Here is a 12,473-nt window from a genome sequence, read left to right as displayed (position 1 = left end):
CGCGCATGTTCACCCCGGAGTTCCCGTTTTCGAAGCAAAGAAGTGAGCCATGATCGACCGCAGCGACACCGACTGGTACCGCGACGCCATCATCTACCAACTGCACGTAAAATCGTTCTTCGACTCGAACGACGATGGCATCGGCGATTTCGAAGGGGTGACGCGCAAGCTCGATTACATCAAGGATCTCGGCGTCACCGCCATCTGGGTGATGCCCTTCTACCCCTCCCCGCTGCGCGACGACGGCTACGACATCTCGGATTACCGCGGGATCAATCCCGGCTACGGCACGATGCGTGACTTCCGGCGCTTCGTGAAGGAAGCTCATGATCGCGGTCTGAGGGTCATCACGGAACTCGTCATCAACCACACCTCGGAGCAGCATCCGTGGTTCCAGAAGGCCCGCCGCGCCAAGCCCGGCTCCGCCGCGCGGGACTTCTACGTCTGGTCCGATACGGACCAGAAATATCAGGACACCCGCATCATCTTTCTCGACACCGAGCCCTCGAACTGGTCCTGGGACCCGGTGGCGCAGGCGTATTACTGGCACCGTTTCTATGCTCACCAGCCGGACCTCAACTTCGACAACCCCCGCGTTCTCGACGCCGTCCTGGACGTCATGCGCTACTGGCTCGACATGGGAGTCGACGGGCTCCGCCTCGACGCGATCCCGTATCTGATCGAGCGTGAAGGCACGAACTGCGAGAATCTTCCCGAGACCCACGACGTCATCAAGAAGATTCGGGCGGCCCTCGATGCCGCCTATCCCGACAGGATGCTTCTCGCCGAGGCCAACCAATGGCCCGAGGAGACGGCGCCCTATTTCGGCGACGGCGACGAGTGCCACATGGCGTTCCATTTCCCGCTGATGCCGCGGATGTACATGGCGCTCGCCCAGGAGGACCGGCACCCGATCACCGATATCATGCGCCAGACCCCGGAGGTGCCGGAAGGCTGCCAATGGGCCATCTTTCTGCGCAACCACGACGAGCTCACCCTCGAAATGGTGACCGACAAGGAGCGCGACTATCTCTGGTCCTTCTATGCCAACGAGCGCCGCGCCCGCATCAATTTGGGCATCCGCCGGCGCCTTGCGCCTCTCCTCGACAACGACCGGCGCAAGATCGAGCTCCTGAATTCGCTGCTCCTCTCCATGCCAGGCACGCCGGTCCTCTACTACGGCGACGAGATCGGCATGGGCGACAACATCTATCTCGGCGACCGCGACGGCGTCCGCACGCCGATGCAGTGGTCTCCCGACCGCAACGGCGGATTCAGCCGGTCCGATCCGGCGCGCCTGTTCCTGCCCGCCATCCAGGACCCGATCTACGGTTTCAATGCCGTCAACGTGGAAGCCCAGCTCCGCAGCTCGGGAAGCCTCCTCAACTGGATGCGCCGCCTGATCGCGATTCGACGCAACCACGACGTCTTCGGACGGGGAGGCCTGCGCTTCCTCTATCCCTCCAACCGCAAGGTTCTCGCCTATATCCGGGAGACGGAGGAAGAGAGCATCCTGTGCGTCGTCAACGTGTCGCGCTCGCCCCAGGCGGTGGAGCTCGACCTGTCGGAGCACAAGGGTTGCACGCCGACGGAGCTGACGGGCGGCAGCGCCTTTCCGCCGATCGGCGATCTCCCTTACCTGCTCACGCTCCCCGCCTATGGCTTCTACTGGTTCCAGCTCACGGCCGCACCGGCCGACAGGCCTCAGGTGCCCATGACAACCTCTCCGGAGCTGTTTACCCTCGTGCTGACCGGCGGGACCGAGACCATCTTCAAAGGGCGCGAACGGGCTGCGTTCGAGCGCACGATGGCCCCGCGCTTCATCACCTCCCAGCGGTGGTTCGCGGGCAAGGGCAAGAAGGTCAGGGGCGCGAAGCTGATCGATTTCGCCACGATGAAGAGCCGGTCCGGCCGCGACGAGATTCTCCTGCCGCTCGTCACGATCGAGCTGGAAGGCGGAGAGCAGCAGGCCTACTCGATTCCCCTTGCTCTCGACGAAGGCCAGGAGGACGAACACCTCCTTCCCTACGCGGTGGCGCGGGTCCGGCGCGGGCCGCGGGTCGGCCTTCTCTATGGCGCAGGCTCGTCGGACAATTTCGCCATCTCCCTGCTCGATGCGCTCCATCGCAGCGATGAGATTCCAACCCAGGAAGGTGGCCGGATCCATTTCACGCCCACGGCGGCCCTCGCGGATCTCAAGGATGCCGAGATCGACGAGATCAAGCGGCTATCCGCCGAACAGAGCAACACGTCGATCCAGATCGGCGAGCACATGATCCTGAAGCTCTACCGGCGGCTCCAGCCGGGCACCCACCCGGAGGTCGAAGTCGGGCGCTTCCTCACCGATGTCGCCGGTTTCACGAACACGCCGGCCCTGCTCGGCTCGGTCGAGCACGTCTCGGCGGACGGCACCTCGACCGCCATTGCGATCCTCCAGCGTTTCATCCGCAATCAGGGAGATGCCTGGTCCTGGTCGATCGACACGCTCAAGCGGGAGCTCGATACGGCCGCTCTCGTTACGGATCAGGAGGAGACGAGCCTGGAGAACGTTCTCGCGAACTATCTTCAGACCGTTCGGACCCTGGGGCAGCGCACGGCTGAAATGCACCTGGCCTTCGCCACGCCCACCGACGACCCGGCCTTTGCGGCTGAGGAGATGACGGAGGACGATGTCCGCATCGCCGCCGCCGATGCCAAGGCTCAGGGCGAGCGTGCCTTCGCGGCCATCCGCCGTCTTTCGGGCAGCGCGTCGGAGACGACCCGCGAAGCCATGGAGGCACTGGCGGCGAGACGCGACGAATGCTGGACGCTGATCCAGCGTCTGTCGAAGCCGCCCGTCGGGGCGATCAAGACCCGGGTTCACGGCGACTATCACCTCGGACAGGTGCTGATCGCCCAAAGGGACGTGATCATCGTCGATTTCGAGGGCGAACCCGCACGGCCCGCCGAGGAGCGGCGGCAGAAGGGCTCTCCTCTTCGCGACGTGGCTGGAATGCTGCGGTCCTTCGCCTATGTGGCGGATACGGCGGCCCGCAACGTGGAGCAGCGCGTGGTGGCCGACGAGACCCATCGCATCACCGAACTTGCCGAGGGATGCCGCAGGCTCGTGGAGGCGGCTTTCATCGAAGCGTACGATGACGCCGCCCGCGGAACGCCGATCTGGGTGGAGGACGACGCCACGAGGCGGAACCTTCTCCAGCTCCACATGCTGGCCAAGGCTCTCTACGAGATCAATTACGAGGCCGACCACCGGCCAGAATGGATCGAAACGCCCATACGGGGTGTGCTCTCGATCCTCGACCAGGCGGGAGACCAACCATGACCTCTGAAGTCGAGATTGCCGCAAAGACCGCGGGAGACCGGACCGACAAGGGCCGCATGACGGCCAGCCGCCTCAGCGGAGACGCGATCGATGCCGTGGTGAATGCGCGCCACCCGGATCCCTTTGCGGTTCTCGGGCCGCATGAGGTCGCCCCCGGCCAGTGGGAAATCCGCGCGATGATCCCGACGGCGCGAAGCATCGAGGTTCTCCCGTGGGAGGGAGACGCCGTGCTTTCCACCATGGAGCGGCGCCACGAGGCAGGGTTCTTCGTCGGACGGCTGGAGGCGAGCCGGCGCCCCGGCTATCGGCTGCGCGTCGAGACCGGGGACGGCGTGGCCGTGCGGTACGATCCCTATTCCTACGGTCCGATCATGAGCGACCAGGATCTCGTGCAGATCCGCGACGTGGGCAGCGACGCGCATTATCGCCTGCTCGGCGCCCACTCCATCACAGTGGGCGGGATAGAGGGCTTCCTCTTCACCGTGTGGGCTCCCACGGCCCAGCGCGTGAGCGTCGTGGGCGATTTCAACGAGTGGGACGGGCGCGCCCATCCCATGCGCCTGCGCCACCATGCGGGCGTCTGGGAACTGTTCATTCCCGAACTGCAGCCGGGCCGGCGCTACAAGTTCGAGCTGAAGGGGCCCGACGGGCGCCTTCTCCCGCAAAGGGCCGATCCGCTTGCCTTCGCGTCGGAGAAGCCGCCGGCGACGGCCTCCGTCCTGCGCAAATCCACCGATTACCAGTGGAAGGACCGCGCCTGGATGGCGGAGCGCACGGCGCAGGATCCGCGCAAGGCTCCGATGTCGGTCTACGAGTGCCATCTCGGCTCATGGGCGCGGGTTCCCGAGGAGGGAAACCGCTACCTCACCTATCGCGAACTTGCCGAGCGCCTGATCCCTTATGTCAAGGAACTCGGCTTCACGCATATCGAAATGCTCCCGATCACCGAATATCCGTTCGACGGATCGTGGGGCTATCAGCCGGTGTCTATCTATGCTCCCACGAGCCGTTTCGGCACACCGGAGGATTTCGCCGCCTTCGTCGAAGCCGCCCACGAGGCCAAGATCGGCCTCATCCTCGATTGGGTGCCGGGGCACTTCCCCAACGATCCTCACGGTCTGGGTTACTTCGACGGCACGCATCTCTACGAACATGCCGACCCGCGGCAGGGCTACCACCAGGATTGGGGCACCTACATCTACAATTACGGGCGGCAGGAAGTGGCCGCCTTCCTGGTCGCGAATGCCCGCTTCTGGCTGGAGCGGTACCACCTCGACGGGCTGCGTGTGGATGCGGTGGCATCCATGCTGTACCTCGACTACTCCCGCCGTGCCGGCGAATGGGTGCCGAACCGCTATGGCGGGAACGAGAACATCGAGGCCATCGATTTCCTGCGGCGCATGAACGAGACGGTTTACGCCAATGCTCCCGGCGCCGTCACGATCGCCGAGGAATCGACCGCCTGGCCGGGGGTCTCCCACCCGACCTATACGGGCGGCCTGGGCTTCGGCTTCAAGTGGAACATGGGCTGGATGCACGACACCCTGCGGTTCATCAGCAAGGATCCGATCCACCGCCGCTACCACCATCACGACCTGACCTTCGGCCTCCTCTATGCCTTCACGGAGAACTTCATTCTCCCGTTGAGCCACGACGAGGTCGTACACGGGAAGGGATCGCTGCTCGGGAAGATGCCCGGCGACCGCTGGCAACGCTTCGCCAACCTGCGCGCCTATTACGGCTTCATGTGGGGGCATCCCGGCAAGAAGCTCCTGTTCATGGGCGGCGAGATCGCGCAGGAGCGCGAGTGGAATCATGACATCAGCCTGGACTGGCACCTGCTCGACGACCCCTATCATCGCGGGATGCATTCGCTGATCCGCGACCTCAACAAGGTCTATCGCGAGTATCCGGCCCTCCACGAGCGGGATACCGAGGCGTCGGGCTTCCAGTGGCTCGTTTCGGACGACGCGGACAACAGCGTCATCGCCTGGGCGCGGCGCGGGGACGACGAAAACCAGATCGTGCTCGTGGTTTCGAACTTCACGCCGGTGCCACGGGAAGGATACCGGCTCGGAGTTCCCCTCCCCGGCTTCTACAGGGAAATCCTGAACACCGACGCCGGGCTCTATGGGGGCGGCAATGTCGGCAATCTCGGCGGCGTCGTCACCGAGGACACCGAGAGCCACGGTCACCCGTGCTCTCTCACGCTGACCATTCCCCCCTTGGGAACGATCATGCTGGCGCTCTCGCCGAACGACGTCCCCGTGCAGAGTGCGTGACTGGGAGCGCCTTGCACGAAGAATTCCGTGCCGGGGAGCATTCCCCGGCACGGATGTTTCTCGGATGTGTGTTTCCTCAGCCCGGAACGGCCGTCTGGATCACGCGCGAATAGACGTCGCGATACTTGTTCGCGGACAGGTGCCACCCCTGCGGCCGGCTCATCGCAGCCTTTCTCATGGCAGTCATCTGCGGCTGCGAGCGGAAGGTCTCCAGACCGCGCTTGATCGCTTCTACGAAGCTCGTCAGCGACAGCTCCCGGAACAGGAACCCGGTCACGCCGTCCTCGATGGTGTCCGCCAGTCCGCCGGTGCGATGCGCGATCGGGAGGGACCCGAACCGCTGCGCATACATCTGGCTCAACCCGCACGGTTCGAAGCGGGACGGCATGAGGAGGAAGTCGCTGCCCGCATACATCCGGCGCGCCTCGGCCTCGTCGAAGCCGATGCGCACGCCGACCGAGCCGGGATGGCGGGCCGCCAGCGCACGAACGGCCGCCTCGAAGCGAGCTTCGCCCCGCCCCGTGACGACGATCTGGCCGCCGTTACTGACGATCTCCTCGGCGGCCGAAATCGCCAGGTCGACGCCCTTCTGGTGCACCAGCCGGGAGATGACGGCGAAGAGCGGACCTCGCGAAACGGCGAGACCGAAGGTCTTGCGAACCTCGCTCGCGTTCTTGTCCTTTCCGCGCCAATCGTCGGGTGCGAAGGCGCTCGCGAGATAGGGATCCGTGGCCGGGTCCCAGCTCTCGTCGATGCCGTTCACGATGCCGTCGAGCCTCCCCTCCTCCGCGCGGGTCTTCAACAACCCGTCGAGGCCGCAGCCGAATTCCGGCGTCGTGATCTCCTCCGCATAGGTCGAGCTTACCGTGGTGATGTGCGAGGCATAGAAGATGCCGGCTTTGAGGAACGAGAGCTTTCCGTAGAACTCGACCCCGTCCATCTGGAACGCGCCATCCGGAATGCCGAGATGCGACAGCCGCTCACGCTCGAACAGCCCCTGATAGGCGAGATTGTGGATCGTCAGGATGCTCGGCACATGGTGCTCGCGCCAAGTGAGGTAGGCAGGCGCCAAGCTCGACGGCCAGTCGTTCAGATGCAGGAGATCCGGACGCCAGGTCGGATCGCCGACCCCGCAGGCGATGTCGGCTGCGGCAAGGCCCAGCCGCGCGAAGCGGACATCGTTGTCGCTCCAGTCCACCCCGTTGGCATCGCCATAAGGTGTTCCCTCCCGGTCATAGAGCTCCGGGCTCAGGAGGACATAGATCGTGAGGCCGTCCTTGGTCTCGGTCCGCCCGAGGTCGCAGGCGGGAATACCGCAGGTACCTTCGAGGCGTCCCACGATCTCCAGGGGACCGACATCCGCCAGGACGGAGCGGTAGCCCGGGATCAGCACGCGGACGTCGTAGAGCCCCCGCAGAGCGCGCGGCAAAGCCGCCGAGACATCACCAAGGCCGCCGGCTTTCACGAAGTCCGAAATCTCGGACGTGACATAGAGGATCGTTTCATAGGAGCGGCCCGAGAATCTCGGACCGGAAGTCGTCGGGGGAGGAGCGCTTTCGGGCCCCTGGCTTTCGCGCACGTCTAACGTTTCGGAAGTCTCGTCCGCATCCTCGGGCATTGCTATGTCGAATAGGAGCGCGACCTCCCGTCAAGCCTGTCGCACTCATAGGGAGAGGCGGCATCCCAACGCGCAGGACGTTGAAAGGTTCCATCCCAAATCGACAGACTTGACGAGTCAGTTTGACGCAGCCGGAGGATTAGCCTTCGGCAGGCACGTTCCAGATCTCCCGAGCATATTCGCGGATGGTCCGATCCGACGAGAACCAGCCCATCCTGGCGGTGTTCAGGATGCTCCTGCGCCACCACTCGCCCGGTTCGCACCAGAGGCGGTCGACATCGCGCTGCGCAGCCCAATACGCTTCGAAATCCGCCGCGATCATGTAGGGATCGTAGCCCTTGAGCGACTCCACGAGCCCGCGATAGCGGTCCCGGTCGTCCGGCGAGAACTGCCCGGAGGCGATTCCCTCGAGCGCACCGCTCAGGCGTGGGCTGGCAGCGATCACGTCGTGGGCATCGAGGCCCCTGCGACGCCGCTCCTCGACCTGGTCGGCGGTCATGCCGAAGATGAAGAGGTTTTCCAGCCCCACCTGCTCGCTGATCTCGACATTGGCGCCGTCCAGGGTGCCGATGGTCAGGGCGCCGTTGAGCGCGAACTTCATGTTGCCGGTTCCCGAAGCCTCCAGCCCGGCAGTGGAGATCTGCTCGGACAGGTCGGCCGCCGGAATGATGCTCTCGGCAAGGCTCACATTATAGTTCGGCAGGAACGCCACCTTCAGCCTGTCGCCGACGACCGGATCCGAATTCACGACCCGCGCCACGTCGTTGGCCAGCTTGATGATCAGCTTGGCCTTGGTGTAGCTCGGCGCCGCCTTGCCGGCAAAGACCTTGACCCTGGAAATCCAGTTCCGGTTCGGCTCCGCCTTGATCGCCTGGTAGAGCGCAACCGTCTCGATGACGTTCAGGAGCTGGCGCTTGTATTCGTGAATGCGCTTCACCTGCACGTCGAACAAGGCATCGGGATCGACCGAGAGATCGAGCCGCGAGCGGATGATCTGCGCCAGCGACAGCTTGTTCTGATGCCGTTCGGCGGCGAAACGCTGCTGGAATGCCCCATCCTCCGCGTAGCGTTCCAGCCCGGCGAGCACCGTGATGTCGTCGAGAACCCGGTCGCCCACGGCCGACACCGCAAGCCGCCGGAGTCCCGGATTGGCCTGATGGAACCAGCGCCGGACGGTGATGCCGTTGGTCTTGTTGACGATGCGGTTCGGATAAAGCGCGTGCAGGTCCCGGAAGACCGTCTTGCGCAAGAGGTCCGTGTGAAGCGCGGAGACGCCGTTGACCTTGTGCGAACCGATGAAGGCAAGGTGGCCCATGCGGACGAGGCGGCCGTTCTGCTCGTCGATCAACGAGATCGAGGCGAGGCTCGCAGGGTCGAGCCGGCCGTCCCGGGTCACGGATTCGATGTGCAGCCAGTTGATCAGGTAGATGATCTGCATGTGCCGCGGCAGCACGCGCTCGAGAACCGAGACGGGCCACGTCTCCAGCGCTTCCGGCATGAGCGTGTGGTTGGTGTAGCTCAGGGTGCCGGTGGTGATCCGCCAGGCCTCGTCCCAGCCGAAATCGTGCTCGTCGACGAGAAGACGCATCAGTTCGGCGACGGCAATCGCCGGGTGGGTGTCGTTGAGCTGGATTGCGGCGTGGTCCGGCAGCGATGCAAGGGTGCCGTGCTCCTGCAGATGGCCGTGGAGCAGATCCTGCAGCGAGGCGGAGGTGAAGAAGAATTCCTGACGCAGGCGCAACTCGTGCCCCTCAGGCGTGGCATCGCTGGGGTAGAGAACCCGCGAGATCGCCTCCGCCCGGGCCTGGTTGGCCTGCGCACCCACGTGGTCGCCGGCATTGAAGACATCGAGCTTCAACGGATGCTCCGCGCGAGCCGCCCAGAGTCTCAGCGTATTGACACGCTTGCCGCGCCATCCCGCCACCGGCGTATCGTGCGCCACGGCGAGAACGGTCTCGCCCGCGTTCCAGGTGTGATAGGTCTTGCCGCTGCTGTCGCTGCGGCTTTCGACGAAGCCGCCGAAGCGAACCGGGTAGACGATGTGCGACCGCTCGAACTCCCAGGGATTTCCGCCCGCCATCCAATCGTCAGGTGCCTCCTGCTGCCATCCGGCCCGGAAGGACTGCTTGAACAGACCGTAATCGTAGCGGATCCCGTAGCCGACGGCGCGGACGTCGGTCGTTGCCATGCTCTCCATGAAGCAGGCGGCCAGGCGGCCCAGGCCACCGTTGCCGAGCGCGGCGTCGGTCTCGATGCCGCGCAGCGTGTCCAGGCTGATCCCCAGATCGGCGAGCGCCTCCCGCACGGCCGAGGTCAGGCCGAGATTGCCCATCATCTCGGAGAGCAGGCGCCCGATGAGGAATTCCATCGAGAGATAGCAGACCTTCTTGTGCTGCTCCTCGGCTTCCTTCGGACGGTTCCAAGCGTCGACGACCCTGTCGCGAACGGCCAAGGCCGTGGCCATGAACCAGTCCTGGTCGGTTGCGGTCTCGGGCGTCTGGCCGACCTGATAGGTCAGCTTGCCGAGGATTGCGGCACGCAGCGCGGCCGCGTCGTTCTCTGAAACGGATTCATACTGTTGATCGAGTACAATGGCTGTCGCGTCGTCCGAGCGCTCGGTCTGTGTCCTGCCATTGGCGCTTCTGTCTAGATCGAACATGCGCCTGCCCCCATTTTTGCTACATTGTTTCTGCGTTTCCTAATCCCGGCGGCAACCGTGATGGAACGTTACTTTCTTGCTTGCGCAGCCGAGATCGAAACGCCATGCGTCTTGTTACCGCTGGTCTGATCTTAGTCTGCAACCTGTTGTGAATTGGTAACAGAGCGACATGAACCTCAGGTGATCGGAATCAGGCAGGACTTGGCCTGACGTCCGGGGCTTGGGAATCGGAATCCGGGAGGCTACCCGGCTCAGGCAACGGCAAAGGTTCCGACGAGGCATCCTCGAACGCCTGAAGGACATGGAGATAGGATCTCTCCGCATCCGTGGCCTGCCCTTTCGTCCTCGTCGGCTCGAGAATGAAGAGGAGAAGCGAGCGGCCCGTCACCGTATATGCGTGCCCGAACGCGAACTTCTCGACCTCGGCGATCGCTCCCTGGTTGGTGTCGATCAGGCGCACCCACCGGCTGCCGCCGACCGCCTCCGGCAGGTGGAAGGGGACGACATCGTCGTGGGCGTTGAGGATCAGCAACAGGGTCGAGTCCGATCCGATGCGGCGAATGCCGGTTTCCTGGGCTCGTCCGTCCAGCAGGACTCCGAGGCAGCGGCCGTTCGGATCCATCCAGTGTTCCGGCGTCATCTCGTCCCCGGTCGGAGTGAGCCAGTTCACGTCCTTGACGCCGAGTTCCTGATCGAACTCTCCGGTGAGGAAGCGCCCCCGGCGCAGCATGGGCAACGACTGGCGGATCACGATCAGCTTCTGCACGAACTCGGCCAGGGAGCGGTGGTCCTCGCCGATATTCTCCCAATCCATCCAGGAGATCTCGTTGTCCTGGCAATAGGCATTGTTATTGCCTTGCTGGGTGCGGGCGAACTCGTCGCCGGCCAGCAGCATCGGTGTCCCTCGGGAGAGGAGAAGCGTCGCGAGCATGTTGCGCATCTGGCGGAAACGGACCTCCCGGATGCCCGGATCGTCCGTTGCGCCCTCGGCGCCGTAGTTGTTCGACAGATTGTGGGAATGACCGTCGCGATTGTTCTCGCCGTTCGCCTCGTTGTGCTTGTCGTTGTAGGACACGAGGTCGTTCAGAGTGAAGCCGTCATGGGCGGTGATGAAGTTGACCGAGGCCCAGGGCTTGCGCCCGCGCTTGTTGAACAGGTCAGCGGAGGCCGTCAGCCGCGAGGCCAGTTCCGGCAGCTTGCCCTCGTCTCCTCGCCAGAACGCGCGGACGGTATCCCGATAGCGGTCGTTCCACTCGGCCCATCCCGGCGAGAAGCGCCCGACCTGGTAGCCGCCCGGACCGCAATCCCAGGGCTCCGCGATCAGCTTGACCTGACTGAGCACCGGATCCTGCCGGCATGCATCGAGGAAGCGGCCGTCCTCGTCGAAACCGTGCGGCTCGCGGGCCAGGATCGTCGCCAGGTCGAAGCGGAAACCGTCGACATGCATCTCCTGCACCCAATACCGGAGGCTGTCCGTCACCAACTGCAGGACGCGCGAGTGACTCAGGTTGACGGTGTTCCCCGTGCCGGTGTCGTTGATGTAGTAGCGCCGGTCCGGAGCCAGGCGGTAATACGAAGCATTGTCGATGCCCTTGAACGAAAGGGTCGGACCGAGCTCGTTGCCTTCCGCCGTGTGGTTGTAGACCACGTCCAGGATCACCTCGATGCCGTGATCGTGGAGATGGGCCACCATCTCCTTGAACTCGGCGAAAGCGAAATCGGGATTGGCGGCGTAGCGGCGCGTGGGCGCGAAGAACCCGAGGGAATTGTAGCCCCAGTAATTCCTGAGACCTTTTTCCGTCAGGTAGGAATCGTCGATGAAGGTGTGCACCGGCAGCAGTTCGACGGCCGTGATGCCGAGCGAGGACAGGTAGTCGGTCACGTCCGTGCTGGCGAGGCCGGCATAGGTGCCGCGGAATGCCTTCGGCACTCCGGGATGGCGCATGGTCATCCCACGCACGTGGGTTTCGTAGATGATGGTCTTTTCCCATGCTCTCTGGGGCAGGCGCTCGCGGCCCCAGGTGAAGGCCGGATCGATGACCCGGCTCTTCAGCATGAAGGGCGCGCTGTCACGCTCGTCGAAAGTCAGATCGTTCGTCGTCTCCATCTGGTACCCGAACAGGGCGGGGTTCCAGATGAGCTGTCCGACGGTCTGCTTGGCATAGGGGTCGAGCAGCAGCTTGTTGGGATTGAACCGATGCCCGGCCGTGGGCTCATAGGGGCCATGGACGCGATAGCCGTAGATCGTTCCCGGCCGCGCATCCGGGATGTACCCGTGCCAAACCTCATCCGTGTATTCGGGCAGATCAATCCGCTCGATCTCCCGCTGCCCGTCCTGATCGAAGATGCAGAGCTCCACCCTCGTGGCGTGGGCGGAAAACAATGCGAAGTTGACGCCGAGGCCGTCCCAGGTGGCGCCGAGAGGATAAGGACGCCCTTCGCGAATGCGGGCCCGGTTGACGGGAGGCGGAGCCGAGGGTCGAGTTGCCGCCGTCTTGCTCTTTCTGACTTCGAAATTCATGGAAATGCCTCGGACAGGGGATCAATGAACCTGCATGGTCACAACGTTCAGCTTGGCGGAAGGTGCCGTTG

5 protein-coding genes are annotated in these 12,473 nt (G+C 64.1%); 2 read left to right on the top strand and 3 right to left on the bottom strand.

Annotated features, from left to right (window positions below; all coding sequences use genetic code 11):
- Nucleotides 1-49: 49 nt before the first annotated feature.
- Both treS and glgB read left to right on the top strand, forming a co-directional pair.
- Entirely contained in the window at nt 50-3,322 is a 3,273-nt protein-coding gene (treS, locus tag LGR44_RS19510) for a maltose alpha-D-glucosyltransferase (RefSeq protein WP_226742387.1), read from the top strand.
- The gene (gene glgB / locus LGR44_RS19505; protein ID WP_404809960.1) at nt 3,319-5,604 is read left to right on the top strand and encodes a 1,4-alpha-glucan branching protein GlgB; all 2,286 of its coding nucleotides are present in this window, start codon (nt 3,319-3,321) and stop codon (nt 5,602-5,604) included. The genes treS and glgB overlap by 4 nt, the downstream gene beginning before the upstream one ends.
- 76 nt (nt 5,605-5,680) lie before the next feature.
- On the opposite strand, the gene glgA is transcribed toward glgB, so the two are convergent.
- The 3 genes from glgA to glgX all read right to left on the bottom strand — a co-directional run bounded on the left by glgA (nt 5,681) and on the right by glgX (nt 12,402).
- Nucleotides 5,681-7,222, bottom strand: a complete 1,542-nt coding sequence (gene glgA / locus LGR44_RS19500) for a glycogen synthase GlgA (RefSeq protein WP_404809959.1) — start codon at nt 7,220-7,222, stop codon at nt 5,681-5,683.
- A gap of 139 nt (nt 7,223-7,361) precedes the next feature.
- A complete protein-coding gene (locus LGR44_RS19495) occupies nt 7,362-9,881 on the bottom strand; it encodes a glycogen/starch/alpha-glucan phosphorylase (protein WP_226742386.1) in 2,520 nt (839 codons plus the stop codon).
- 190 nt (nt 9,882-10,071) lie between these two features.
- Nucleotides 10,072-12,402 (bottom strand): glycogen debranching protein GlgX, encoded by a 2,331-nt coding sequence (gene glgX, locus LGR44_RS19490; protein ID WP_226742385.1) that lies wholly within the window; start codon nt 12,400-12,402, stop codon nt 10,072-10,074.
- Nucleotides 12,403-12,473 lie beyond the last annotated feature (71 nt).

Origin of the sequence: Microvirga lenta (assembly GCF_020532555.1) — a bacterium.
Lineage (GTDB): Bacteria > Pseudomonadota > Alphaproteobacteria > Rhizobiales > Beijerinckiaceae > Microvirga > Microvirga lenta.
This window is presented reverse-complemented; position numbering and strand designations above follow the sequence as displayed.

What these genes read in the sequence shown, in the direction of transcription:
- treS (WP_226742387.1), top strand. Translation starts at nt 50, where the DNA reads ATGATCGACCGCAGCGACACCGACTGGTACCGCGACGCCATCATCTAC.
- glgB (WP_404809960.1), top strand. Translation starts at nt 3,319, where the DNA reads ATGACCTCTGAAGTCGAGATTGCCGCAAAGACCGCGGGAGACCGGACC.
- glgA (WP_404809959.1), bottom strand. Translation starts at nt 7,222, where the DNA reads ATGCCCGAGGATGCGGACGAGACTTCCGAAACGTTAGACGTGCGCGAA.
- LGR44_RS19495 (WP_226742386.1), bottom strand. Translation starts at nt 9,881, where the DNA reads ATGTTCGATCTAGACAGAAGCGCCAATGGCAGGACACAGACCGAGCGC.
- glgX (WP_226742385.1), bottom strand. Translation starts at nt 12,402, where the DNA reads ATGAATTTCGAAGTCAGAAAGAGCAAGACGGCGGCAACTCGACCCTCG.